Genomic DNA, 26,397 nt, shown 5'->3' with positions numbered 1-26,397 from the left:
TTAATGACATTTAAAGAATTAAAAATTACAGAGCCTGTTCTTAAGGCTTTGAGTGATAAAGAATACGTTACGCCAACACCTATTCAGGAGCAGGCAATTCCTGCCGGGATTGAGGGGAGAGATATTTTAGGAATAGCCCAGACGGGTACTGGAAAAACTGCGGCATTTGCGATTCCAATTATTGAGCAGCTGATGAAAAAAGAGCGCAATCAGGGGAGTGAGAATAATCTGAAAAAAGAGAATAATCCGTCGCTGAGAAAAAATAATAAGCGCCCCATTAAAGCGCTGATTCTCACACCTACAAGGGAGCTTGCAATTCAGATAGAGGAGTCTTTTTCCGATTACGGAAAGTATAGCGGATTAAAACATACGGTTATTTTTGGAGGCGTTAAGCAAGGACAGCAAGTTAAGCGGCTGAACCAAGGTGTGGATATTTTGACTGCTACTCCGGGACGTTTGCTGGACCTTATAGGACAAGGGTTTATAAGGTTGAACAATGTTGAGCATTTTGTGTTGGATGAGGCGGACAGAATGCTGGATATGGGATTTATCCATGATATCCGCAGGATTATTCCAATGCTTCCGCGGAAGAAACAAACAATGCTTTTTTCTGCGACAATGCCGGAGGAGATAAACAAGATTTCCAAAGATTTGCTGCATAATCCCGTGAGGGCGGAAGTTGCTCATTCTGCGTCTGTTGTGGATGCGATAGAGCAAGATTTGTTCTTTGTTGAGAAGCCTCAGAAAATAGATTTGCTTGTTAGAGTTTTGAATGAGCAGACGGAGGATAGAGTGCTTGTTTTTTCCCGCACAAAACATGGTGCTGACAAAATTGCCAGAGCCCTCAACAAATGCAAAATTGGGTGCGAGGCCATACACGGAAATAAATCTCAAAACGCAAGACAAACTGCGTTGAAGAATTTTAAAAGCGGGAAAACAAGAATTATAGTCGCCACGGATATTGCGGCAAGAGGTCTTGATATCCAGGACCTTGGTCTTGTTATCAACTATGACCTTCCTGATGTTGCGGAGACCTATGTTCATAGAATTGGGCGTACCGGCAGAGCGGGAAATAGCGGTCTTGCCTTTACTTTTTGCTCCAGCGAGGAGTATCCGATGATAAAGGATATTCAGAAAATTACTGGCAAGAAGTTGCGCAGGGTTAGTTAGAGCTTTTCCGCTCGTCTCAGATTACCTTTTTGGATAATTATCTGATAGATTATTGATTATATTTGCTGAGGTTTTGAGACTATGGTTTTTGACCTTAGTATTGAAGTTTTTGGCTTATGAATATTTTACGTGATAATCTGACGCGAGTGCTGTATGCTACCGATGCAAGTGCCTATAGGGAAATACCTTATGGCGTTTGTTTTCCGGCAGGCATAGAGGACATTCGCCTGGCAATTAGCGTTGCGGGCGCCAATGGAATTTCTCTAATTCCCCGTACTGCTGGGACCTCTCTTGCGGGGCAGGTTGTGGGGAGCGGTTTGGTGGCTGATGTCTCCAAATATATGGACCGTATTCTGGAGGTCAATAAAGCAGAACATTGGGCCAGAGTTCAGCCGGGCGTTGTGCTGGATAAATTGAATCTTTATCTGGCAAAAGACGGATTGTTTTTTGGGCCTGAGACTTCTACGTCCAACAGGTGCTGCGTTGGCGGCATGGTAGGCAACAATTCCAGCGGCAGCCATTCTTTGGTTTATGGAACTTCACGTGCTAATCTTATTGAGGCTAAGGTAGTTCTGAGCGACGGCACCCTTGCGGTTTTCTCAAAAGAGAGAGCTGCCGAGGTTATAAATAAAATCAAAGTTAAGGCTGAGGAGTTCAAAAAAAGTATCTATGACGGTACGGGGAAATTTAGCGAGAGAGGTTTGGCTAAAGCTTTTTTCCCATCCAATCTGGAAGAGAGAATTTATTGGCAGCTCTTTAAATGGGCTGTGGATGAGGGCCTTTGCGATGCCGTTAATGCTGAGTTTCCTGATGGCGACATTAAGCGCCGCAATTCCGGCTATGCGCTGGATGAGGTGCTAAATGATATGCGCAAATATCTGTCGGGAGGAAAAGAGGCTCCAAATTTATGCAAGCTGCTTGCCGGCTCCGAGGGTACATTGGCCTTTGCTTATGAGCTGAAACTCAATCTTGTACCGCTTCCGCCAAAAGACAGGGTGCTGGTTTGCGTGCATTGCAATTCTTTGGATGAGGCGTTTGCCGGGAATGTGAGGACGTTGGAAAACGGGCGCGGAGTTGTGGCGATTGAGCTGATTGACGATAAGATTTTGCAGCTGAGCAAGAATAATATTGAGCAGAATAAAAATAGATTTTTTGTGCACGGGGACCCGGCCGCTATTTTGTGCATTGAGATTGCGGGGGAGAGCAGGGAGAATGTTGATTCAATGGCAGATGGAATAGAAGCTGATTTGAAGGAGCATAGCTGCGGTTATGAGTTTACGCGTGTATATGGAGCTGATATAAAGAGAGTTTGGGCATTGCGCAAGGCGGGCCTGGGATTGCTTTCAGGTATGCCGGGAGATGCAAAGCCTGTCTCTTTGATTGAGGATACTGCTGTCTCTCCCAAGCGTTTGGCAGAATACATTAAGGATATAAAACAAATGCTGGACGGCTTTAAGCTGAGCTGTGTTTATTACGGCCATATCAGTGTTGGAGAGCTGCATTTGCGCCCTATTCTTAATCTTAAAGATGCTCACGACAGATACTTGTTCAAGGCTGTCGCACAGGAGACTGCAAAGATTGTAAAGAAGCATCACGGCTCTCTTAGCGGAGAGCATGGGGATGGAAGATTGAGGGGTGAGTTTTTGCCGCTTATGTTTGGCCATAAGGTGTACAAGCTGTTTAAAGATTTGAAGGCGGTGTGGGATCCTCATTTGATTTTTAATGAGGGAAAGATTGTAGGTACTCCGTCAATGGATACATGCTTGAGATATGAAGTTGAGCAAAAATATGTTGCGGAGAAATATCTGAATAAAGTTCCTAAAAAATATTTGGAGGATGTCGGGAAAACAACTGATGCTGAGAAGTTTGAAACGTATTTTGATTTTACTCAGCAGAAGGGTTTGTTCTGTGCAATTGAGCAGTGCAACGGCAACGGAGATTGCAAGCGTCCGGCCGAGATGGGAGGGGTAATTTGTCCTGCGTTTAAAGCGGGGAAAGAGGAGAGATTTTCTACCCGCGCAAGGGCGAATATGATGCGCGAGGTTTTGACAAACGGAAGTATAAAAAGGGGTGCGACTCACAACCTTTTAACTGATAATGTAATTCATAACAGCAGGCGTAATCCTTTTTTGGATAATGCCACGTATGAACTTCTTAATGAGTGTCTTAGCTGCAAGGCCTGCAAGAGCGAGTGTCCTTCAAATGTAGATATGACAAGGTTGAAGGCGGAATTTTTGCAGCACAGATTTGATGCCCGCGGAGTTCCGTTCCGCAACTTTATGGTGGCGCACATGCCGCAGATAGAGAAGCTTGGCTCCCGCTTTGCTCCTATTTATAACTTGTTTGCTTCCTGGAAGTTATCATCCGGAATAATAAAGAAATTAATTAATTTTTCTCCCGACAGAACTATACCAACGCTGAGCAAGACATCTTTGCGCGCTTTGGCTAAGAAACTGCACCATCCTGTACCTCAGGCGCTTGAAGGAAGAGCAGAAACTGTCGCGACAAAATATTATAACGGAAAAGTTTATCTTTTTGCCGATGAGTTTACAAATCACATGGAGGCAAAGCTGGGCGTTACTTTTATCAAGTTGCTAAATAAGCTTGGTTATGAGGTTGTTATACCAAAGCATTATGAGAGCGGTAGAACGGCTTTGTCTAAAGGAATGCTTAAGCTTGCGCGCAAGTTTGCATTTAAAAATGTTGATGTATTAAAAGATGTTGTCACAGAAGAACATCCTCTTGTTGGAATAGAACCATCTTGTATTCTGAGCTTTAGGGACGAGTATCCCTCTTTGCTGAGGGGCGATATGGCGGTTGCCGCAAAGAAGCTTGCAAAAAATTGTTTGCTGTTTGATGAGTTCATAATGAGGGAAGTGAATGCCGGGAAAATATCCTATGAATCATTTACAATCTCAAAGGCGGAGATATGGCTTCACGGGCATTGCCACCAGAAAGCGCTGGTAGGCACCGCTTTAACAGAAGCAATGCTTAACCTGCCCGTTAATTATAACGTTCATGTAATTCCAAGCGGATGCTGCGGAATGGCCGGTTCATACGGTTATGAAAAAGAGCACTACAAGAGTTCCATGGCAATTGGAGAAGAGGTGCTTTTCCCTGCAGTCCGCAAGGTTCAAAAGATGCAGCAAGAGGCTGCGGCCGAGGGTAATACATGTAAGTATATAGTTTCCGCTCCCGGTACTAGCTGCCGCGAGCAAATCTTTGACGGAACCGGAGTGAGGGCTTTGCATCCAATTGAGGTTCTGTATAATGCTTTAAAATAAAAGCGGTTATAAAAGCGTTATAAATAATCTTTGGCTTATCTTTATTAAGTTTATCTTTGCACTCCCAATTATGAAGATATGATGAAGAAGATTATTATTTGCGCAGGTATATTACTTACATCAATTCAATTTGCTGTTGCTCAAGTTAAGTTAGATTCTGTTGTTGTTGATGCAAAATCATTAAGAGATGAGCGCGCTTTGAGCAATCAGGCTGTTTCCTACAACCATTTTACCTCCAAGGAGTTGCAGAGCCAAAGAATTTTTTCTGTTAAAGGTTTGACGGGCTCCGTTCCAAATTTATATGTTCCTGATTATGGTTCAAAACTCACATCGTCAATTTATATAAGGGGAATTGGTTCTCGTATAAATTCCTCTGCGGTAGGTGTTTATGTGGATGACTTTCCATATTATGACAAGTCCGCATTTGATTTTGATTTCTCTGACGTTAACAGAGTTGATGTTTTGCGCGGTCCCCAGGGAACTCTTTACGGTATGAATTCTATGGGTGGAATAATTGACATTCATACAAAATCTCCCTTTGAATATGCCGGCACCGATTTGTTTTTAAGCGCTGCTACAAAAAATAATTATCGCTTCTCACTTACTCATTATCATAGAATTAGCAAGAAGTTTGCATTTTCCGCGGGGGGCTTTGCAGACCATGAAGGGGGCTTCTACAAAAATCAGTACAGCGGAAAAAACATTGATAAGGGTACAAACGGCGGCGGAAGATTTCATGCAATGTTCCGTCCAAATTCCAAGTCTGAATATGATCTTAATGTAAGTTATGAATATACGGACATGGGCGGATATCCTTATGGCGCATATAACAAGAACACAGGAAATTACAGTCAGCCAAATTACAATTTCAGCAGCGGCTATTATCGCAATTTGCTGAATGTGGGATTAAAGGGAGAGCACACTGCCGGCAATGTGAAAATTACTTCCGTTACAGGGTGGCAACATCTAAGAGACCGGATGTCTTTGGACCAGGACTTCACGCCTGCAGACAGATTTACAATGCTTCAGAAACAGAAGCAAAATACTGTAAGCGAGGAGGTTGTGTTTAAGAATATAAATCCTGATTTATTGGGCGGGAATGTCAAATGGCAGCGCAGTTCCGGAGTTTCTGCATTTTATCAGTGGCAGAAAACAAATGCGCCTTTGGATTTTGGCAAAGATTTTATCTCTATGATTCAGCAGCAGATGGATGCGGCAATGTCCCACTCTCCTGTTGCTGTTAAGCTCACCGACAGCTTATTGCAGATTCCAGGCAAATTCAGCACTCCAACTTTTGGCGCTGCAATTTATCACCAATCTGTCTTTAAAGATTTGTTCGGCGCAGATGGCTTGTCTGCAACTGTCGGGATTAGACTAGATTATGAAAAAGTAAAAATTGATTATGACTCAAGAGCCGCAATGAATTATAATATGTTAAGGCGTGGATCTGTCATAAAAAGCGGAGCTTATGCGGCAAGATATTTTGGGAATCTGGATAATCAATATTTCCCTATATTGCCCAAGTTTTCAATTGATTATAGGTTTAACGGAGCAAACAATGTCTATGCTCAGGTAAGCCGCGGTTACAGAAGCGGCGGTTATAATATTCAGATGCTTTCTGATTATTTGCAAAGCGCAATGATGTTAAACAAGGGTGATATTCAGAATGATTCTTCCGTTAATCTTGCAATAAAATATAAGCCGGAATATTCTTGGAATTATGAAGCAGGAGCGCATCTGACAATTCCCGGGACGGAGATAAATGTTGATGTGGCTGCTTTTTATATGCGCGTTAAGAATCAGCAAGTTGCAAGGTTTGTGGAGAGCGGGCTTGGACGTTATACAACTAATGCCGGCAAGAGCCGCAGTTGTGGTGCTGAGTTCTCCGCGCACGGTCAAATCATTGACAATTTGAGTTTTGCAGTTAATTACGGATATACTCACGCCACGTTCATAAAGTATCTTTCTAATGAAAAGGTTTATGACAATACAGGGAAAGCAACTCTGCAAGTAGTTGATTATAAGGGCAAGCACGTCCCTTTTGCTCCTGAAAATACTTTTAGCGCCGCCCTGATGTATGATATACCTCTTGGCAATGTTGCAACTTCTTACAGCGGGATTTCTGTGAAAGGGCTGCGTGCGGAGATTGAGTATTCCGGCGCCGGCCGTACATTTTTCACTGAGGCAAATGACGTTAGCCAAAAGTTTTACGGACTGCTGAATGCCAGGATTGTTGCCAGGTTAAGCCGCCTTATTGAGATTGATATCTGGGGGCGTAATTTGCTCAATAAAGACTACGCCGTTTTCTACTTTGACAGCAGCAGCGCAGCGGCGGTTAACGGCAGCACGGGCTTTATGCAGAAAGGTAAGTCTATTCAGGGGGGTATTGACTTGAGAATCAGATTCTAAGCTCTGTTTTTAATGCTCCGGAGAGGAGCATAATACCACTTTTACACTAAATTTGTTCCAAAAGTCTAATGAGTAACACAATGGGCCCGTTTTTTGTACCTTTGCGCGTCTCTTGATAGGGCATTTGTTGAACTATCGGGAACTTAAAAAAGAAAAATAAAATTATCATATATGAGTGAATTAGTTGGTCATATTTCTCAAATCATCGGACCGGTTGTAGACGTCTCTTTTGATGTAAAAGCAAAAGAGTCTTTGCCGGCCATCCATGATGCTTTGGAAATTAGAAGGCCGAACGGTAAAATTCTGACCGTTGAGGTTCAGCAACATATTGGAGAAGACACAGTTAGAACGGTAGCAATGGACAGCACCGATGGTTTGCAGAGAGGCATGAAAGTGCAGCCGAAGGGTGGTCCTATTACAATGCCCGTAGGTCCTCAGGTCAGAGGGCGCTTGATGAATGTTGTTGGAGATCCTATTGACGGAATGAAGCCTCTGGAGATGAAAGGCTCTTATCCTATTCACAGGCTTCCACCTAAGTTTGAGGAACTTACAACTGTTCAGGAGATGCTCCCGACAGGAATTAAAGTCATTGATTTGATGGAGCCTTATTGCAAGGGCGGTAAGATTGGTTTGTTTGGAGGCGCAGGAGTAGGCAAGACCGTCCTTATTATGGAGCTGATTAACAACGTCGCCAAAGGTTATAACGGTTTTTCCGTTTTTGCAGGAGTTGGAGAGCGTACGCGTGAAGGTAATGATTTGCTGAGAGATATGTTGGAGAGCGGAGTTATCAGATACGGAGAGAAATTTAAGAAAGGTTTGGAAGAGGGGAAATGGGACTTGTCAACCATTGATTATAATGAAGTTGCAAAGAGCCAGGCTACATTGGTGTTTGGACAAATGAATGAGCCGCCCGGAGCAAGAAGTTCTGTTGCGCTTTCCGGACTGACTGTGGCTGAGTCATTTAGAGATGGTGCGGCAGAAGGAACAGGCAATAATATTTTGTTGTTCATAGATAACATCTTCCGTTTCACGCAGGCGGGCAGCGAGGTTTCAGCATTGCTGGGACGTATGCCTTCTGCGGTAGGTTATCAGCCTACGCTTTCTACGGAGATGGGTGCAATGCAGGAGAGAATTACTTCCACAAAGAAAGGCTCAATTACCTCTGTGCAAGCCGTTTATGTCCCTGCAGATGACTTTACGGACCCTGCGCCCGCAACAACTTTCTCACACTTGGATGCAACAACTGAGCTGAACAGAAAGATTACCGCGCTTGGAATTTATCCGGCCGTAGATCCTCTTGCTTCAACATCCAGAATTCTTGACCCTCACATTGTCGGGCAGGAGCATTATGAAGTTGCCCAGAGAGTTAAGCAAATTCTTCAGCGCAACAAGGAGCTTCAGGATATTATTTCCATTTTGGGAATGGAGGAGCTTTCTGCAGAAGATAAGCTTACCGTTAACAGAGCACGTAGAGTACAAAGATTTATGTCACAGCCGTTTACGGTTGCAGAGCAATATACCGGAATAAAGGGTGTGATGGTAGATATTAAAGACACCATCAAAGGATTTAAGATGATTATGGATGGTGAGTGTGATGATCTTCCGGAGCAGGCCTTTATGAATGTTGGTACAATTGAGCAGGCAATGGAGAAGGGCAAGAAGATTTTGGAGCAGGCTAATGCATAATAATAATCGCGATAGTAATCTATCGCTGAGAATATGGCAGATTTGCATTTAAATATTATTTCTCCTGAGGCGTCATTATTTGACGGTGATATAGAGAAAGTTACATTGCCGGGAGAGCTGGGGCAGTTTACAATTTTACCTCATCATGCTCCAATTATTTCCTCTTTGGTTAAAGGGGAGATTGAGTATTTTCCCGTTGCCGGCAGCGGAGATGAAGCTGACGGGGGAGGAAAAAAGAGTTTGGAAATTGAGGGGGGATTTGTGGAGATGAGCGACGGAGTTGTGACTGTTTGTGTCTCGTAAATTTTATTGAGGAGAAGCAAGAAAACATGGACCACGCAGAGGCAAAAGATAAGAAAGTGCAGGTTAAATACCTTGGAATCAACGCAGTAATAACTGTTGTTGCGGGTGCGGCCGCATACTTGGTTTTGAAGTATGCGCTGCCAAGCTTTTCATTCCCTGGCATTATATGGCTTACACTATGTTTCTTTATCGTATGTCAGCTGGGCATGAATATTCTGGTCAGCAGGTCTAAAGCAAAACCTAGGCAAATGCCTCAAATCTACCTGCTTCTGAAGATGATAAAATTTATTTTGCTGGTGATTTTTGCGGTTGCATATTGTGTCTCAATCAAGCATCAGTTTGCCGCCGGGAGCGATAGTTTTATTAAGCCGTTCCTTGTCACTTTCGCAATCTATTATATCATCTGGCTTGTATTTGATACAACATTTTTCATGAAGCACAGCAAGGATTTAACCGCTGAGGTTAAAGTAGTTGCACAGAAAGATGAAGAGCATGATAAGATGAGGGAAGAGATGGAGAAACAGGAAATTGCTGAGAAAAAGGAGAAGAAGATTAAGAATGGGGCAGAGTGCTCCGATAAAGAAGAGAGTGAAAAAAATGCGTAAGGCGTTTATCATATTGTTAAGTATTTTATGCATCGCGACGGCGAGTGCAAAGGCTGCGGATACAACTGTCGTACAGCAAGTTGCAGGTGCCGCCAATGCTGTTGCGGCGCAGAAGACTGCTGCTGCTCCGGCTGCAAAAGCTGTCGGGAGCGATAAGAAAAGCATAGATGTAAAAGCGATAATTTTTGGTCACATCTTGGATTCATATAAATGGGAGATTACAAAGATTCACGGCAAAGAAATCTCTTTGTATTTGCCCGTTATACTGCACAGCAAAACAAGCGGATGGCATGTTTTTTCTTCACGGAAATTATATGTAAATGAGGACGGTACGGAAAATGAAGAGGGTTGCTATGAAGGTTTTTATCCAGCTCCTGAAAGTTCCGCCCACCAGGGGAAATTGATGGAAAAAATGCCGGATGGAACTTTCGTTAAGCCGGCTGATTTCTCCGTCACAAAAGTTTCTCTTGGGCTGATGATAAATTCTACAATTTTGATTGTGCTGATTTTATGTACGGCAAAATTTTACAGGAAACATCAGGATGGCTCCGGAGTTCCCGGCAAGTTTGCAGGATTTATGGAGATGTTCATCATGGCCATAGAAGACAGCGTTGTAAAGCCTTGCGTAGGAGCTAATTATAAGAAATATTCTCCTTATCTTCTCACTGCGTTTTTCTTTATTCTTGTGAATAATATAATGGCTTTGATTCCAATATTTCCTGGAGGCGCAAACGTTACAGGCAATATTGCAATAACTTTCTTCCTTGCAATTTGCACATTCCTGGCAGTTAACATTTTTGGAACCAAACATTATTGGAAAGATATTCTTTGGCCGGACGTGCCGCTTTGGTTAAAATGCCCAATCCCATTGATGCCTCTTATTGAGCTCTTTGGAATATTTACAAAGCCAATCGCATTGATGATACGACTGTTTGCAAACATGCTTAGCGGACACATGGCAATGCTTGTGCTGACATGTCTGATATTTATTGGCTGCAGCATAGGCGCTTTGATGGGAAGTACGATGACTGTAATTTCAGTTGCATTTAATTTGTTCATGAATGCTCTGGAGCTTTTGGTTGCATTCATCCAGGCTTACGTATTTACCTTGCTTTCAGCTGTATTCATTGGAATTGCACAAGAGGGCAGCGCGGTAAAGAGTGAGAAATAATTTTTGAATTGAGAGACTTAAAAGAAAAAATATAAACGTTAAAAAATAAAACATTATGTTACTATTTACAGTTTTGGAATATGGAATAGGCGTAGGACTAAGTAAAGGTCTTGCTGCAGTCGGAGCCGGTCTTGCAACAATTGGTGCCGGAATAGGTATCGGAAAAATTGGAAGTTCTGCAATGGATGCAATTGCCCGCCAGCCTCAGGCAGTAGGTGATGTAAGAAGCAGTATGATTTTGGCAGCAGCTCTTATTGAGGGAGTTGCACTATTGTCAGTCGTAGTTTGCTTGTTGTCTTACTTTGTCCAATTGTAATAAAAGACGCCGTCTTTAATTTAAAGACGTTGTCATAAATTTAAAAATTATGTCATTATTAGTTCCCGACAGCGGTCTGTTGTTTTGGATGCTCCTCTCTTTCATCGTCGTATTTGTTGCGGTGGGAAAGTTTGGATTTCCGTACATTACAAAAGCCGTTGAGAAAAGAAGAGAGAAGATAGCTAGCTCTTTGCAAGGCGCCAAGGAAGCAGATTTAAAGATTTCCAAGGTGAAAGAAGAGAGTGATTCTATTGTCGCTGCTGCCAACAGGGAGCAGGGACGTGTTCTCAAGGATGCTTCACAGCAGAGGGAAAAAATAATTGCAGAGGCAAAGAATGAAGCAGTGCAAGCTGCTCAAAAAGAGATTAATGCGGCTAAAGAACAGATTCGTCTTCAGAAGGAAGAGGCCATCCGTGATATTCGCCGTGAGGTTGCTTCTCTTTCCTGCGATATTGCAGAGAAAATTTTGAGACAGCAGCTGAGCGATAAGGATAAGCAGATGGAAATGGTTAACCGCATGATTACAGAAGTTCTGGATAAAGAAAAATCGGAGGCTCGCAGCTAAATGGACGTAGGAGTATTATCGGTAAGGTACGCAAAGGCGCTGTTTGATTATGCGCGTGAAAAAGGCGTTGAAGATCAGGTTTATAGAGAACTTGGTCTGGTAGCGCATTCCTTTGCCGTCAATCCCGATTTGCGTGCAACGCTGGAGAATCCATTGCTTTCTGCAAAAGAAAAAATTTCGCTTCTGCATACTGCGGCGGGAGAAGTCCTTAAGCCTGCAGAGGGGGAAGTTCCCGGCGGAAAAATATCCGCGGAGCTGGAGAAGTTTTTTGACCTTGTAGTTGAACGCAAGAGGGAGGGTTACATGTACTCCATTGCGCTTGTGTACGCAACCTTGTATAGAAATTTCAAACACATCGGCGTTGCAAAAATTATTACCGCCGTGCCGTTGGAAAAGTCTATGGAAGAGAGAATTACAAATACGGCATCCAAGATGCTGCATTGTACAATTGAGCTGGATAGGGTTGTTGATCCGGCTATTGAGGGAGGTTTTATTTTTGACATCAATGATTATAGATTAGATGCCAGCGTAGCCACTCAGATTAGAAAATTTAAACAACAATTTATAGAGAAGAACAGGCGGATAGTTTAGCGTGTCCGCATTAAATGTCAGAAAATTATGGCAGATAATATTAATGTAAGCGAGGTTTCCGAGGTTTTGCGCAAGCAGCTGGAAGGCATTGAAAGCCAGGTGCAAATGGATGAGGTTGGTACTGTCCTGCAGGTCAGCGACGGTGTTGTCCGCATTTACGGTTTGCGCAATGCAGAGGCTAATGAGCTTTTGGAATTTGAGAACGGCGAGATGGCTGTTGTCATGAACTTGGAGGCAGATAATGTCGGTGCGGTTTTGCTGGGTCCGACAGATGAAATCAAGGAGGGATTTACAGTTAAGCGTACAAAGCGTATTGCATCTATCCGCGTGGGAGAGAGCCTTTTAGGAAGGGTTATCAATCCGCTTGGAGAACCTGTGGATGGCCGCGGAGCAATAACGGGAGAACTTTGCCAGATGCCTTTGGAAAGAAAGGCTCCGGGTGTAATTTTCCGTCAGCCTGTAAATCAGCCGCTTCAGACCGGTATCAAAGCAATTGACTCAATGATTCCAATCGGCCGCGGACAGAGAGAGCTGATTATTGGAGACCGCCAGACAGGAAAGACTGCGCTTGCAATTGATACAATTATCAATCAGAGAGGAAATTATGAGGCAGGCAAACCTGTTTACTGCATCTATGTTGCAATAGGGCAGAAGGGTTCAACTGTCGCGAGTCTTGTAAATACTTTAAGACAATATGGGGCAATGGATTATACTACTGTCGTTGTCGCGACAGCTGGTGATCCCGCTGCGCTGCAGTATTTTGCGCCATTTGCCGGAGCTGCAATAGGCGAGTATTTCAGGGATACCGGCAGAGATGCGCTGGTCGTATATGATGACTTGTCAAAGCAAGCTGTCTCATACAGAGAGGTTTCCCTGATTTTGCGCAGACCTTCCGGACGTGAAGCTTACCCCGGAGATATTTTCTATTTGCACTCCAGGCTTTTGGAAAGAGCTGCAAAAATTATTGACCAGCAGGAAGTTGCAGAGCAGATGAATGATCTTCCGGAGAGTCTTAAAGGGAAAGTAAAAGGCGGAGGCTCACTTACCGCGCTACCAATTATTGAGACGCAGGAGGGAGATGTTGCAGCGTATATTCCAACCAACGTAATTTCAATTACGGACGGACAGATTTTCCTGGATACAGATTTATTTAACCAGGGCAACCGTCCTGCGATTAATGTAGGAATTTCAGTCTCCCGTGTAGGAGGAAATGCTCAAATTAAATCCATGAAAAAAGTTGCCGGCTCTCTTAAGATTGACCAGGCGCAATACCAAGAGCTTGAGTCCTTTACAAAGTTCGGCGGTGAGATGGATAAGGTGACTGCAATGGCAATTGATAAAGGAAGAAAGAATACTCGTTTGCTGGTTCAGCCGCAATATTCTCCAATGGCAGTTGAGGAGCAGATAGCAATTCTTTATTGCGGAACTCACGGATTACTAAAAGATATTCCAATAGAAAAGGTTTCAGATTTTGAGACAAATTATTTGCGCTCTCTTAAACTTAATCATAAAGAGGATGTTATGGAGCCTTTGAAGAAAGGAGTCATTAATGACGATATGATGAAGGTTATGGATAAAGTTGCCAAAGAGACTACAAATCAGGTAAATGCGTAAAGCAGATAATTGGCGGCTGCAACAAAATTGCCGGCGGCAAATAAAAAATATTTGAAGGGATTAAATTATGGCATCTTTAAAAGAGGTTAAAACAAGAATCAATTCTGTACAGAGCACCCGCAAGGTGACCTCTGCAATGATGATGGTATCCTCTGCCAAACTTCATAAGGCTCAGAATCTTATAGGTAACATGGTTCCGTATCAGAAGAGGCTGGATAAGATTGTTGCCAACTTCCTTTCCGGAGAAATTTCCGTAAAAGACAATGAGGGCAAGGTCTCAAAAAATGACTCTTCCTTTGAGTCTCCATTTGTTGCGGAAAGGGCGGTTAAAAAAATTGCTGTTGTTGCATTCTCTTCAAACTCATCACTTTGCGGTTCATTCAATTACAACATAATTAAAGAGTTTACCTCTGCTGTTCTTGAATACAAAGGGAAAGATATTACAGTATTTCCTGTCGGGAAAAAAATAGAAGAAGCTGCAAAAAAGATGGGCTTCAACGTACAGTCATATATCCCCAAATCAACAGATTCGGAGCCTGATGTTTTGCTTCAGACCCTTGCTGCAACTCCCTCATATTCAGGTATTGCAAAGCTTGCGCGCAAGCTGATGAAAATGTATGCCGCAGGTGAAGCTGACAAGGTTCTGGTAATATATCATCATTTTAAATCTACTGCAGTTCAGAAGGTTGAGAGAATTACTTATCTCCCGATAGATATGTCTGCGTATAAGAGTGAGAATGGTGGTGCGGGTGAAAATAGCGCCGAGGGGAAAAGCGGAGATAAGAGAGACGGCGGCTACTTGAACAATTATATTGTTGAGCCGAGCGCGCCTGAACTGATTGCCGCGCTGATTCCGCAAGTACTTAGCCAGAAGCTATATACGGCATTGGCAGATTCTTATGCATCTGAACATGCCGCACGCACAATGGCAATGCAGGTGGCAACTGATAATGCCGATGATTTAATTCAGGAGCTGACGCTGCAGTACAACAAATCCAGACAGCAATCAATTACTGCTGAGCTGCTGGATATTATCGGCGGCACAATGAAGTAATAGAGAAGAAATAGTAATAGAGATATAAAGAAAAAAGCAGCGTCCTGTTAACAGAGCGCTGCTTTTTTATCTTATTGTTAATCAATGTGAGTCTCTAGAATTCTCACATCGTTGGAGTACTCAATTACAACACTCTTAAGTGATGCAGGCAAAAGATAAACATCACTCTTCTTTATTGTAATACTTTGCTCCTCAGTCTTTTCCGGTCCATTCGCGTCAACATCTTTAAAGAATATTTTGCCGGCGCCGTCTGTGCAAATAAGAATTACAAATGAATCCAGCGCGGAGAAATCAAATGTGTATTTTAAAGTCTCCCCCTTTTCTGCTTCTCCATGTTTAAGGTGCATCATGGATGTCGTAAAATACTTGCAACCAACAAGTTTCTCAACTTCTGTCTTTCCGCCTCTCTTTAAATTATCCTCAATAACGTTACCGCAATCTGCATTAAACGGAATAGGGGAATAATCTACAGATTCAAGCGCTTCATCAATATCAAGCCTTCTGTGATTCCCGTCTTTATCCACCCTGTTAAAATCAAAAAGTCTGTATGTCAAGTCAGAAGTTTGCTGAATTTCAACAAGATATGTCCCTGCTCCAATGCTATGAACTCTTCCTGCGGGAATGAAAAACCAATCTCCTCTTTTTGTCGTATGCCTGTTTAGCACACTGTTAATTTCAAAACCAAATACATCTCCGTCCTCTGCCGCAACCCCTTTCATGGTTCCTCCAAGAGCAGTCCATTCACGGTCTCTTCCTATTGGGTCGTGTGAATTCATGTCTCCGGTTACCAAAGCGCGCAGCCTGGCCGGAGTCATGGCCTCATTGAAGCCGTCAAAAATATATGCATCACCTACGGAATCAATGACATACCATAATTCGGTCTTGCCATTTGAACTCCCTTTCTTTTTTGCTATTTCATCAGAAGGGTGAACTTGGACGGATAGGTCATCTTTTGCGTTAATGAATTTAACAAGCAGAGGAAATCTGCTGCCGTATTTTTTCCAAACTTTCTCCCCAACAAGCGCGCCTTTGTACTTTTTTATAAGCTGTGTTAGAGACGTGCCCTCAGTTACGTTGTTTGAATTTGCACTATCGCTGTCTGCAAACAGTCTTCTCTCCCTCTCCTGCGGGCTTTCCACATAAAGGATTGATTCATTTCCCTTTACTGCAGAAATCTCCCAGCTTTCATTGCCCCATATAGCGGGCTTGTATATAGAAAAGAAAGAAATGGGACGCATAACAAATTTTTACGTTAAGCGTCCCAAATATAACAAATTATAATTTGTTTTACAAATACTTCTCCTCCATAAAGAAGTTAAATATCTCTAAAACAGTGTGATAGCAACAGTTATGCCGGCCATTACAATTGATACCATGCTCATCAATTTTATCAAAATATTTAGAGATGGGCCGCTTGTATCTTTAAATGGGTCGCCGACAGTATCTCCAACAACAGTTGCTTTGTGAGCGTATGAACCTTTTCCGCCCAAATTTCCCTCTTCTACAAACTTCTTTGCATTGTCCCATGCGCCGCCTGCATTTGCCATAAAAATAGCCAAAACAAAGCCGCTGGAAAGACCTCCAATCAGAAGTCCAAGAACACCTGCAACACCAAATACAATACCTACAATGATAGGGGCGATGATAGCAAGCAATGATGGTCCAACCATCTCATGCTGAGCACTCTTTGTGGAAATCCCAACGCAGCGTGCGTAATCCGGTTTTGATGTTCCCTCCAAAATTCCTTTGTCTGCTTTAAACTGTCTTCTGACCTCCTCAACCATTTTTTGAGCGGCACGTCCAACGGCACCCATCGTGAGTCCGCAGAATAAAAATGCAAGCATTGCTCCAATGAAAATTCCCGCAAGAACTTTAGGGTTCATAAAGCTTACATTATACCAGCTCATAAAATCAGAAATTCCTGCGCTTTGAACATCATTAAGAGATTTTAATTGTCCCTCAATTGCAACCATTCCGTCTGCCGCTCCATTAGCAACTCTAACAAGCGCAATCTTTATTTCATCTATGTATGAGGCTAATAGGGCAAGAGCGGTAAGGGCTGCAGAACCAATTGCAAATCCCTTTCCTGTAGCAGCTGTTGTATTTCCAAGAGCATCAAGCATATCGGTTCTGTCTCTAACATCTTCTCCTAGTTCGCTCATCTGAGCATTACCTCCGGCGTTATCTGCAATAGGACCGTAAGCGTCTGTAGCCAAAGTTATTCCAAGGGTAGACAACATTCCAACTGCTGCAATTCCAATTCCGTAAAGGCCGTAACTCAAATTCTGAGAGGAGAACATATTTGCTATGTCAAAATTAATTGCGCACAAAAATGCAAGGGTGATAGCGATACTTATTACAACGACAGGTATCGCAGTGGAAATCATGCCTGTGCCAATTCCAGAAATAATTACGGTGGCGGGGCCTGTCTCTGCGCTGTGAGCTATTTTTTGCGTAGGCTTATAAGAGTGTGATGTGTAATACTCTGTGCTCTTGCCAATTATAACTCCGGCAACCAATCCGGAAATGACGGAGAATGAGATTCCCAGCCAATGGTCAAGACCTAATACATATAGTATGATGAATGTGAAAATTGCAATGCAAATAGCTGCGGTGTTAACTCCGACGCTCAATGATTTTAGCAGCTCTTTCATTCCGGCTCCCTCTTTTGTCTTGACAAGGTAAATTCCTATAACAGAAAGAAATACGCCTACTGCTGCAATTAACATTGGAGCAAAAACTCCTTTCAGCTGAGCCTCCGGTGAGAATGCAAATGCAGTAGCTCCAAGAGCTGCTGTTGCAAGTACGCTTCCGCAATATGACTCGTACAAATCTGCTCCCATGCCGGCAACATCACCAACATTATCGCCAACATTATCTGCGATTGTAGCCGGGTTGCGAGGGTCATCCTCGGGAACTCCTGCCTCAACCTTTCCAACAAGGTCCGCGCCAACATCTGCTGCCTTTGTATAGATACCTCCGCCAACTCTTGCAAACAAAGCCTGAGTAGAGGCTCCCATTCCAAATGTCAGCATTGTTGTTGTAATAACCACCAAATCATTAGGATACACCGCATGCAATATTAAAAACCATAATGAAATATCCAGCAGTCCAAGTCCGACAACGGTAAGACCCATAACGGCACCGCTGCGGAATGCAACCTTAAGACCGGAGTTCAAAGATTTCATTGCGGCATTCGCAGTTCTTGCAGAAGCGTAAGTCGCCGTCTTCATTCCAATGAAGCCTGCAAGTCCGCTAAAAAATCCGCCTGTTAGAAATGCAAACGGAACCCAAGGATTTTGAATATTAAAACCATAGGCAAGCACTGCAAAAAAAGCGGATAGTATAACAAATACTATCGCGACAACTTTATATTGCTGCTTCAGATAGGCCATTGCGCCCTGTCTAACATAAAGCGCAATCTCTTTCATTCTGGGCGTTCCCTCGTCTTTCTTAAGCATCTGCTTATAAAATAGATAGGCGAATCCCAGGGCCACAAGAGAGGCCAGCGGGACAATGTAGAAAAGTACGTTAGTTAAGTTCATAAATGATTATTTGAGTAATTATTAGTTTAATATAGGCGTATCGCCGCGGCGATAACAATTGTAAAAGTACAAAAAATGTAACATACGTGTTACTAGTTTGGTTCTATTATATATCTAAATGAATAAAATTTGCTTTTTGAAACTTCTCTCTCTCTCCTGCGGTTAGTTCCCCGGAAGCAAAAGCATCATCCACTATTTTCAATGCCATCCCCTTCAAAATGTCTATGTTTGAGCCAGTTGTAGCAATTGTGTTTTGTTCTTTTTTTGTATCCCGACAGATTCCCTCTTGTTCTGCTCTTTTTTCTCTCTCCTTCTGGAAAAGAATTTTGGCATGTTTTGCTACTGCGGGCGCCGGATTTATAACATTGATTTTGTTAGCAGATACCTTGTTGATTGCCTCTTCCAGGAACGGATAGTGAGTGCAGCCAAGTACCACATAGTCCGCTCCGGCTTGAATCATCGGGTCTATATATTTCTTTACAAGTTGTTCAGCTTCAAGGGTTTTAGTCTTGCCTTGCTCTACAAGTTCAACCAGTCCGTCTCCTACTCTTTCAACAATTTTTATGTCTTTTTTGCGTGCAAATTTTTCAGAAGTATTAATATATAAGGCGTCCGTTGAAAGTTCCCTTTGTGGCCAGCACACCAATGACTCCGGTCTTTGTCTCAATGGCTGCCGGTTTTACAGCAGGTTCCATTCCAACAAACGGAATATCAAACTGTTGCCGCAATTCTGTTATTGCGCCGGCGGTTGCCGTATTGCATGCCACAACTATAATTTCGGCGCCCCTTTCAATTAGAAAGCTGGCTATCCTGGAAGTGCGTTCAACTATCGTTTTTTTACTTTTTGGGCCATAAGGACAGTATTCGGAGTCTGAAATATAGAAGTAACTTTCTGATGGTAAGACTTTTATCAGCTCCTTCCAAACTGAAAGGCCACCAGCCCCGGAATCAAATATTCCAATCATTTTTTGCCCCTCCTTTTAGAGTTTTTCAAAAATTTGATTACAAATATAACATTAATGTTGCGTTTTTTGACCGTATTGCATCTATAATTGAGGCCGAAAAAAGAAAAATTTTGTCAAATGCGTAAAAGTAAGTATATTGCCAACGTATTTGCGCACCAGAAAAAACTATTACAAAATATAAATTAAAACAACACTACTAAAATTAACTTAAAATTTAACCAATGAAACGAATCACATTTGTTTTAGCGTTGCTGTTATTGTGTGTTCCCCAGTTTATAGGGGCTCAGACAATAAAAGTAACCGGAACCGTTACCAGCGCTACGGAAAAATATCCGCTAGAGGGTACGGGGGTTATGATCAGAGGAACTAAGAATGGCGTTGCAACTGACTATAACGGACAGTACGTTATCAACGTCAGAAAAGATGCCGTGCTTGTATTCTCCTCTGTCGGCTACAAGACTGTAGAGATTCCTGTAAATGGAAGATCTGTCATTAACGTAGCCATGGAAGAAGACGCTAACTTATTGACTGAGACTATCGTAGTTGGATACGGTACAGCCAAGAAGATTAGCAATGTCGTCGGAGCAGCCGCAACTGTAAAGGCTAAGGTGCTGCAAAACAGACCGGTCATTAACGCCGGCGATGCTTTGCAGGGACAGGTTGCAGGTTTGCAGGTATATTCATCATCTGGAGACCCAAGTGCAACAGTCAGCATGAGATTAAGAGGAGTTAACTCCATCTATGCTTCTACTGACCCGTTGTTCATTTTGGATGGTTCTCCGGTTTTGGCATCCGTTTTCTCTACATTGAATGCTAATGATATTGAGAGCGTTACAATTTTGAAGGACGCTTCATCAACAGCTATTTACGGTTCACGTGCAGCTAACGGAGTTGTATATATCACAACAAAGAAGGGCGTTGGAGACAAGCCAACAGTAAAGATTTCCGCTAACTACGGTATATCAAATATTGCGGCTTTCCCTATGAGAATGTTGAACACAAAAGAGTATTTTGCTTACAGAGAGATGGTTGACCCGTCACTTACAACAAATACTTCATTCCAGGCTCTTAAGAATTTCCGTCTAGAAAATGATATCCATACTAATTGGAGGAAATGGATATTGAACCAGAATGCACCTTCAATGGGAGGTGATATGACTGTTTCAGGAAGAACCAATAAGACAGATTATTACATCTCTCTTAATGCCTTCAGGCAGGTTGGTATCGAGCCAAGCAGCAACATGAACAGATATGGTGCCAGAGTAAATGTTAACACTAAACCGACCGATTGGTTTAAGTTTGGTATCAACATGGGCCTAACTTATGATTTGCACCACTCTACGGCTTATTCTGGAACAGGAAACAGCTGGTATAACCCTATCAACATTTCCACGTGGTATTTGCCTTATATGACTCCTTATGAAATCCTTAAAGATGCTAACGGCAAATTTTTGGGATATGGAAAAGAGCAGAATTATATGTCAGACTTTGACGGTTGGAACTGGCACTATCTTTCTGCATATCAGCCAACTAAATATAGTTATGTAAGATTAAACAGCAGTTTGTATGAGGAATTCACTCCAATCCAGGGCCTTACTATTAAGTTTGCTCAGGCATTAGAGGGTTATGATTACAGATACTCTTCAAAGCGTTATAAGGATCCCGAGGGAGCCTTTAGTGCTGGAAGTGCTTCTGAGAGCTTCACAAGATTTTACAGAATGACTGCTACCAATACCATTGAGTATAAGTTCACTTTGGGAGAAAATCATAACATCACTGCTCTTGCAGGACAGGAGTCCATCAGGAGAAACAGCGAGGGTTTTGGAGCTTCTTCCTCAGGTCAGATGGACCAAGTATTTACTTCAGTATCAAGAGGTATTACCCCTGGCCAACCATCATACTCTTATGATGACGCAAGGTATAACTCTTTGTTCAGCAGATTGGAGTACAACTACGCTCAGAAATATTTCTTGGATGGTTCATTCAGACGTGATGGTTCCTCTTTGTTTGGCTCAGCTAACAGATACGCTAACTTCTACTCCTTTGGAGCAATGTGGGATGCAAAGAAAGAAAACTTCCTTAAGAACGTCAGCTGGCTGAATGATTTGAAACTTAAGTTCTCTTACGGAACAATTGGTAACTCTGGAATTGATAACTATTTGCCATACAGCTTAGTAGGTCAGGGTTCCGTTTACAACAGTTCAGTTACATGGGGTCTTTCCAGCCTGGGCAACAACAAGCTTACCTGGGAGACTCAGAAGACTTACAACGTGGGCTTAGACTTTAGAATTTTCAATTTCTTCTCTGCTCAGATTGAGGTTTACAACAAGATGACTTCTAACTTGCTGATGGATCTTCCTTACTCATACTCAACAGGATTCTCATCCGGCTGGGCTAACGTTGGAAAGATGCGCAACAGAGGTATTGAGGGTACATTTACTTTCAATATTCTTCAGACAAGAAACACAATGTTAACCTTAAGCGTTAACGCAAGTTACAACCAGGATAGAATTAGAAAACTATTCCAAGGCAGGGATAACTTCACATTGGAGAATTACGGACTTAATTTGACCGTAGGACACTCATACGGAGAGTTTTATCAAGTTAGATATGCAGGCGTTGACCCTGCTTCCGGCAAACCTCTTTGGTATGATAAGGATGGTAAAATTACCAGTGTTTACAACAGCTCAAATGCCGTTTTGCTTGGTAAGAAATATTCCCAGTTTGCTCCATGGGCAGGCGGTGTTCAGATTGATTTCTCTTGGAAACAATTTGCATTGCAAGCTAACTTCACGGGAGTATTTGGAAAATACATGATTAACAACGATAAATTCTTCAACTCAATTTACGTTTCCAACATTGGAGATATGAACAAGGTTGCAGAGTTGCTATATGGTACATGGACTACTCCTGGACAAAATGCAAAATATCCTAAACCAGAGTATAACCAGAATGTATTTGATTCCAGAGTAGTTGAGAATGCTTCATTTGTAAGATTGAAGAATATTACTTTGTCTTATACTTTCAGCAAAGATGCAGTTGAAAAGACACGTGTTCTTAGCGGTATAAGAATTTATGTTACTGGCAGAAACTTGCTTACTTTCACAAAGTATACAGGTTGGGATCCGGAGCCGGATACAAATTTGGTTTTAGGACGTTATCCTAACTCAAGACAAATTTCAGCCGGTGTTGAATTTACATTCTAATACTTAGAGATTATGAAGAAATTTATTTATCTATTTATAGCTCTGGCATTTGTTGCAACATCTTGCAGCTTGAATGACCAGCCGATTGATACAGAGAGCCAGGATGTTGCCTTTAAGACAGTTGCCGATGCCGCCAATTTTGCCAACGGCATGAATACTGCCTTGAGAGGTCTCTCTTCCGGTTCTTTTATTTATGACCCTGATATTGCTACTGATTACTTTAATGCAGGGTTGGATTATGGTAACAGAGAGGGCGTTTTCCACAGATGGGAATGGACTGCATCAGAGGATGTAAGCACATCTCTTTGGGCTACATCATACTATGATATCAATGAAGCTTGCTATCTTCTGCAAGGCATCAGCACATTAAGTACAGCTGACCTTTCAGACACAGAAATAGCTTCTCTTAAGCACTATCAAGGTTATGCCTATTTTGTAAAGGCTTATGCCGGATATATGCTTCTGGAATATTTCTGCAAACCTTATACTTCTGCAAATGCTGCCAGCGACTTAGGTATTATGCTAATTGACAAATACAGTTCAGCTGTTGACCCTGCTACGGCTCACTTGAGCTATCCTGGCAGAAGTACTTTGGCTGCATCTTATGATTGGGTAGTTTCCAATTTGGATAAGGCATATAGTTGCCTTTCTGATGTTGATGGTGATGTTGGTTCTACCACTCTTACTGTTGATGCGGTAGTTGCAATGCAGGCAAGAGTTGCTCTTGCAATGCAAAACTGGAGCTTGGCTGCACAAAAAGCTGCTTCATTAGTTGATGCAGGAACTTATCCTCTTGCAGCAGATTACGATGATATGAATAATATTTGGACTTATGATAGCGGCGATGAGTGCATAGTTCAGATGGATGCAAGCTTTAATCCTTCATCTCTTCCTGCTTCTAATGACCCTGGGTATGTCTCATATAGTGTGGGAAGTTCCAATGCTGCTAAGGCTCCAAGATATGCTCCAGATTATATTCCGGAGAAGTGGTTCATTAGTGGTTATGCAAATAATGATTTGCGCCTTCTTTGGATTTGGCTTGATTATGATAAAGAGGCTGGCAATTTTGTTACCCGCGGAGTTTGCAAGTATAACTCTGCTAGCGGGGATGCATATTTGCTAAACAAGTTCCCCGGCAACCCGGATTTGAGAACTCCCGGTTCAACTTGGGCTTATTCCAACCACGTAAACAAGATTAAATTGTTTAGAATTGCCGAGCAGTATCTTATTGCAGCTGAGGCTTATGCAATGATGGGCAATACTACCCTTGCAAACAAATATTTGTCAGAGTTTACTCAGGCTAGAATAGTAGGTTCTTCCGCACTTAGTTTGAGCGGGAATTTCTTGCTTGCAAGAATTAAGAAAGAAAGAACTTTGGAATTCGTTGGTGAAGGTTTCCACTTCTTTGATTTGAAGAGATGGGGAGATTCAATGGAGAGAACAGGTGCTCAGAATGCAAGCATTATTTCTAATGCCGGTTCTCCTACTATGGAGTACTTGGCTAAGGACCCTACGGATCACAGATGGTTATGGCCTATACCTCAGGCAGAGATCGACGCTAATCCTCAGATTAAGAATCAGCAGAATCCTGGTTACTAATAGATGGTATGTTTTTTAAACATTTTAAATTTAAGAAATATGAAATTAATAAATATAACTAAGAGTTTAGCGGCAGTTTTGCTTTCTGTCGGGATGATAATGACATCTTGCTCTACGGACTGGCCTTCTTATAGTCCTACAAGCGGAGATGTTACTTTCCAGGCCAGTTCGGGTTCATTTTCTCTATCCGGAACTCCTGTTACTGTTACGCTACAGAGAGGTACAGCCTCTGCTGCAGAGTCTGTGCCCGTTACTTTAACGGATACTAATAATGTATTTACCATGGTAAGTAAAACGGCAGATTTTGCCGCCGGCAGTTATACTGCGGATGTTCAGCTCTCTTATACTAGCAGCGCACTTACTCCGGGTGATACTTACGCGTTTAGCTTGGCAATTGATTCTAAGGTAGCCGCTCCAGGTGCTATTGCTACTAAGTTTGATGGTACCGCAATGCTTCCTTTTACATGGGAGGATTATGGAACGATTTCTTGGACTGCCGGTATTGCAAGAAGTTATAATGGTAATGCTAGCCTTGTTACATCATACAAGCTGCAGAAGGCAAAATACACAACGGCATATTATAGGGTTGTTAATGCATTTGGCGGAACAACCAATCTTGATGTGAAGGTTGATGTTGCTGCCGGGTTTGTTTATCCTTTGAATACACCTGCTTATTGCGGATGGTTCAGCACCAACATGGTTAAGATGGTTACTGGATCTACTTATAAGAATACGGCTTGGTGGTTATGGCTGGATCAATATCCTGAGGACCAGATGAACGAGGTTGCAAATGGTTCAGCAACAGGCAATGCGCTTGTAGTTGGAAGTGCTATGACGTTCTATTGTTTCCACACCTATAATGATGATGGTAAATATATTTCTTCAGGCGGTAGTTATTGGCTGGGTGAAAGGCTAACAGTTACTGCAGTTAAGTAAAGAGTATACGAATTGTTAGATAATATTAAAAAAGGCGACACTTATGTGCCGCCTTTTTTATTTTTATGATTTGCCTATTGCTGTGTGCAGTGATTTGCTTATTGCTGTGATTTGCTTATTGCTGCAATTTGCTTATTGCTGTGACTTGCTTATTGCTGCAATTTGCCTATTGCTGTGACTTGCTGCTTATTGCTGATTCAAATTATCATTAAGGAAACTGTCAATCTCATCCTCTTCCGCTCTGCTTAAAACAATTCTGCCGGTGCTGTCTACAAAAATATTTTGCGGTATTGATGTTACGAGGTATGCTTTTGAAACGGCGTTGTCCCATCCCTTTAAGTCAGATACCTGCGGCCATGAAAGACGGTCTTTTGCAATTGCATCCAGCCACGCATCTTGCTCTTTATCAAGTGATACGCCCAGTATTCCAAATCCTTTGTTTTTGTATTTGTAGTACAGTCTTCTAAGTATTGGATTGAACTGGCGGCACGGGCTGCACCAGGAGGCCCAAAAATCAACCATCGTGATTTTATTCTGTTTATATATATCTGAAAATTTAATAGGGTTTCCTGCCGGGTCATTCTCTGTAAAATCAGGCGCCTGCTTTCCAACCGCAAAGTTGCTCTCTCCCGAAACATATTTTTGAATCTTCTTAAAGTATTTATTGTTAGCATATTCTGGAATTGATGCAAATTCTTTTTCCAATTTCATTGCAGAGTCTGCAGGCATATATTCTATTTGCATTGCGTCTTGGTAAAGCGCAAACATAGAGTGGGGGTGTTTGTTAATGTAGTTTGTAAAAACGTTGTTAATGTCTTCATAAACTTTTTTCCTAACAGTTGTGATGGAATCTTTCATAACATCTGTTGCGGTTTCAAACATTGATTGCAGCGTGTCTAATTTCGCCGCCTTTATAATGCTCTTTGCCACAGTGTTTAACGAGTCTACAACATGTTGTGTTCTGCCTCCCGTTATTACAGGTTCCTCATTTGTGTCCGCCGGAACTGAGATAGTGTATGTGTCGTTTTCCAAAAAGAGCGTGCAAATATTTCTGGATGAGCCGCTTTGGTCAACGCCAAGAAATCTGATTACCACAAGGTCAGGAGATTTGACAGAACCGGTGAACATTGCCTGTCCGTTCACTACCGTTGCAGTATCATTTATGGCATACTCGGAAGTATCCATATTGGTCATGATTATTCTTGCATCTGTCTTCAAATCAGGTACATCACCTTCAAATTTTACGGTGACTTTGTAGCCTGCCTCTTCTTTTTTCCCGCATGCAGCAACCATGATTACCGCCGCCAGAATCAATAAAAATTTTTTCATTTTCTATGGTGTAAGATGTTATTTCAAATTATGCCGTGATGATTGGTAC

General features: G+C 42.3%; 18 protein-coding genes and 1 pseudogene. 15 read left to right on the top strand and 4 right to left on the bottom strand.

Annotation, left to right across the window (positions count from 1 at the left end):
* Positions 1–3: 3 nt before the first annotated feature.
* The 12 genes from LKM37_00845 (at position 4) to atpG (ending at position 14,768) form a co-directional block, all read left to right on the top strand.
* Positions 4–1,170, top strand: coding sequence for a DEAD/DEAH box helicase (locus tag LKM37_00845; protein MCI1719570.1), 1,167 nt, complete (start codon positions 4–6; stop codon positions 1,168–1,170).
* A gap of 116 nt (positions 1,171–1,286) precedes the next feature.
* Positions 1,287–4,454, top strand: a complete 3,168-nt coding sequence (locus LKM37_00840; protein ID MCI1719569.1) for an FAD-binding protein — start codon at positions 1,287–1,289, stop codon at positions 4,452–4,454.
* Positions 4,455–4,532: 78 nt separating this feature from the next.
* Positions 4,533–6,863: a TonB-dependent receptor gene (locus tag LKM37_00835; protein MCI1719568.1), complete on the top strand. Its 2,331-nt coding sequence runs from the start codon at positions 4,533–4,535 to the stop codon at positions 6,861–6,863.
* Positions 6,864–7,034: 171 nt separating this feature from the next.
* Positions 7,035–8,549 carry a F0F1 ATP synthase subunit beta gene (gene atpD / locus LKM37_00830; protein MCI1719567.1) on the top strand — a complete coding sequence of 505 codons (1,515 nt, stop codon included), beginning with the start codon at positions 7,035–7,037 and terminating at the stop codon, positions 8,547–8,549.
* A 33-nt stretch (positions 8,550–8,582) separates the two neighbouring features.
* Complete coding sequence (locus tag LKM37_00825; GenBank protein ID MCI1719566.1) at positions 8,583–8,852, top strand: hypothetical protein; 270 nt, start codon at positions 8,583–8,585, stop codon at positions 8,850–8,852.
* Between the two features lie 26 nt (positions 8,853–8,878).
* Positions 8,879–9,457 carry a DUF4407 domain-containing protein gene (locus LKM37_00820; protein ID MCI1719565.1) on the top strand — a complete coding sequence of 193 codons (579 nt, stop codon included), beginning with the start codon at positions 8,879–8,881 and terminating at the stop codon, positions 9,455–9,457.
* Positions 9,450–10,628 carry a F0F1 ATP synthase subunit A gene (gene atpB / locus LKM37_00815; protein MCI1719564.1) on the top strand — a complete coding sequence of 393 codons (1,179 nt, stop codon included), beginning with the start codon at positions 9,450–9,452 and terminating at the stop codon, positions 10,626–10,628. The genes LKM37_00820 and atpB overlap by 8 nt, the downstream gene beginning before the upstream one ends.
* Before the next feature lie 55 nt (positions 10,629–10,683).
* The gene (atpE, locus tag LKM37_00810; protein MCI1719563.1) at positions 10,684–10,944 is read left to right on the top strand and encodes an ATP synthase F0 subunit C; all 261 of its coding nucleotides are present in this window, start codon (positions 10,684–10,686) and stop codon (positions 10,942–10,944) included.
* A gap of 49 nt (positions 10,945–10,993) precedes the next feature.
* A complete protein-coding gene (gene atpF, locus LKM37_00805; protein MCI1719562.1) occupies positions 10,994–11,509 on the top strand; it encodes a F0F1 ATP synthase subunit B in 516 nt (171 codons plus the stop codon).
* On the top strand, positions 11,510–12,100 hold the full coding sequence (locus LKM37_00800) for a F0F1 ATP synthase subunit delta (protein ID MCI1719561.1): 591 nt from the start codon (positions 11,510–11,512) through the stop codon (positions 12,098–12,100).
* 27 nt (positions 12,101–12,127) lie between these two features.
* A complete protein-coding gene (atpA, locus tag LKM37_00795) occupies positions 12,128–13,714 on the top strand; it encodes a F0F1 ATP synthase subunit alpha (protein MCI1719560.1) in 1,587 nt (528 codons plus the stop codon).
* A gap of 67 nt (positions 13,715–13,781) precedes the next feature.
* Positions 13,782–14,768: an ATP synthase F1 subunit gamma gene (gene atpG / locus LKM37_00790; protein MCI1719559.1), complete on the top strand. Its 987-nt coding sequence runs from the start codon at positions 13,782–13,784 to the stop codon at positions 14,766–14,768.
* A 77-nt stretch (positions 14,769–14,845) separates the two neighbouring features.
* On the opposite strand, the gene LKM37_00785 is transcribed toward atpG, so the two are convergent.
* The 3 genes and pseudogenes from LKM37_00785 to murI form a co-directional block, all read right to left on the bottom strand.
* Positions 14,846–16,006 (bottom strand): class I mannose-6-phosphate isomerase, encoded by a 1,161-nt coding sequence (locus tag LKM37_00785; protein ID MCI1719558.1) that lies wholly within the window; start codon positions 16,004–16,006, stop codon positions 14,846–14,848.
* Between the two features lie 87 nt (positions 16,007–16,093).
* Positions 16,094–18,313: a sodium-translocating pyrophosphatase gene (locus LKM37_00780; protein ID MCI1719557.1), complete on the bottom strand. Its 2,220-nt coding sequence runs from the start codon at positions 18,311–18,313 to the stop codon at positions 16,094–16,096.
* 106 nt (positions 18,314–18,419) lie between these two features.
* Positions 18,420–19,278, bottom strand: a pseudogene (murI, locus tag LKM37_00775) (glutamate racemase).
* Positions 19,279–19,499: 221 nt separating this feature from the next.
* Here murI and LKM37_00770 point away from each other — a divergent pair.
* From LKM37_00770 to LKM37_00760, 3 genes are read left to right on the top strand one after another with little or no spacing between them, the layout of a single operon-like run.
* On the top strand, positions 19,500–22,484 hold the full coding sequence (locus LKM37_00770) for a TonB-dependent receptor (protein MCI1719556.1): 2,985 nt from the start codon (positions 19,500–19,502) through the stop codon (positions 22,482–22,484).
* A 12-nt stretch (positions 22,485–22,496) separates the two neighbouring features.
* The gene (locus tag LKM37_00765; GenBank protein MCI1719555.1) at positions 22,497–24,083 is read left to right on the top strand and encodes a RagB/SusD family nutrient uptake outer membrane protein; all 1,587 of its coding nucleotides are present in this window, start codon (positions 22,497–22,499) and stop codon (positions 24,081–24,083) included.
* Between the two features lie 39 nt (positions 24,084–24,122).
* Complete coding sequence (locus LKM37_00760; GenBank protein ID MCI1719554.1) at positions 24,123–25,019, top strand: hypothetical protein; 897 nt, start codon at positions 24,123–24,125, stop codon at positions 25,017–25,019.
* 186 nt (positions 25,020–25,205) lie between these two features.
* Here LKM37_00760 and LKM37_00755 read toward each other — a convergent pair whose 3' ends face one another.
* Positions 25,206–26,348 carry an AhpC/TSA family protein gene (locus LKM37_00755; GenBank protein MCI1719553.1) on the bottom strand — a complete coding sequence of 381 codons (1,143 nt, stop codon included), beginning with the start codon at positions 26,346–26,348 and terminating at the stop codon, positions 25,206–25,208.
* Positions 26,349–26,397 lie beyond the last annotated feature (49 nt).

Source organism: Bacteroidales bacterium (assembly GCA_022647615.1).
GTDB lineage: Bacteria > Bacteroidota > Bacteroidia > Bacteroidales > UBA932 > Egerieousia.
Note: the sequence above shows the minus strand (reverse complement) of the source record. Positions and strands in the feature narration are given on the sequence as shown.

What these genes read in the sequence shown, in the direction of transcription:
- LKM37_00835 (MCI1719568.1), top strand. Translation starts at nt 4,533, where the DNA reads ATGATGAAGAAGATTATTATTTGCGCAGGTATATTACTTACATCAATT.
- LKM37_00755 (MCI1719553.1), bottom strand. Translation starts at nt 26,348, where the DNA reads ATGAAAAAATTTTTATTGATTCTGGCGGCGGTAATCATGGTTGCTGCA.
- LKM37_00770 (MCI1719556.1), top strand. Translation starts at nt 19,500, where the DNA reads ATGAAACGAATCACATTTGTTTTAGCGTTGCTGTTATTGTGTGTTCCC.
- atpF (MCI1719562.1), top strand. Translation starts at nt 10,994, where the DNA reads ATGTCATTATTAGTTCCCGACAGCGGTCTGTTGTTTTGGATGCTCCTC.
- LKM37_00780 (MCI1719557.1), bottom strand. Translation starts at nt 18,313, where the DNA reads ATGAACTTAACTAACGTACTTTTCTACATTGTCCCGCTGGCCTCTCTT.
- atpE (MCI1719563.1), top strand. Translation starts at nt 10,684, where the DNA reads ATGTTACTATTTACAGTTTTGGAATATGGAATAGGCGTAGGACTAAGT.
- LKM37_00825 (MCI1719566.1), top strand. Translation starts at nt 8,583, where the DNA reads ATGGCAGATTTGCATTTAAATATTATTTCTCCTGAGGCGTCATTATTT.
- atpA (MCI1719560.1), top strand. Translation starts at nt 12,128, where the DNA reads ATGGCAGATAATATTAATGTAAGCGAGGTTTCCGAGGTTTTGCGCAAG.
- atpB (MCI1719564.1), top strand. Translation starts at nt 9,450, where the DNA reads ATGCGTAAGGCGTTTATCATATTGTTAAGTATTTTATGCATCGCGACG.
- LKM37_00785 (MCI1719558.1), bottom strand. Translation starts at nt 16,006, where the DNA reads ATGCGTCCCATTTCTTTCTTTTCTATATACAAGCCCGCTATATGGGGC.
- LKM37_00840 (MCI1719569.1), top strand. Translation starts at nt 1,287, where the DNA reads ATGAATATTTTACGTGATAATCTGACGCGAGTGCTGTATGCTACCGAT.
- atpG (MCI1719559.1), top strand. Translation starts at nt 13,782, where the DNA reads ATGGCATCTTTAAAAGAGGTTAAAACAAGAATCAATTCTGTACAGAGC.
- LKM37_00820 (MCI1719565.1), top strand. Translation starts at nt 8,879, where the DNA reads ATGGACCACGCAGAGGCAAAAGATAAGAAAGTGCAGGTTAAATACCTT.
- LKM37_00845 (MCI1719570.1), top strand. Translation starts at nt 4, where the DNA reads ATGACATTTAAAGAATTAAAAATTACAGAGCCTGTTCTTAAGGCTTTG.
- atpD (MCI1719567.1), top strand. Translation starts at nt 7,035, where the DNA reads ATGAGTGAATTAGTTGGTCATATTTCTCAAATCATCGGACCGGTTGTA.
- LKM37_00760 (MCI1719554.1), top strand. Translation starts at nt 24,123, where the DNA reads ATGAAATTAATAAATATAACTAAGAGTTTAGCGGCAGTTTTGCTTTCT.
- LKM37_00765 (MCI1719555.1), top strand. Translation starts at nt 22,497, where the DNA reads ATGAAGAAATTTATTTATCTATTTATAGCTCTGGCATTTGTTGCAACA.
- LKM37_00800 (MCI1719561.1), top strand. Translation starts at nt 11,510, where the DNA reads ATGGACGTAGGAGTATTATCGGTAAGGTACGCAAAGGCGCTGTTTGAT.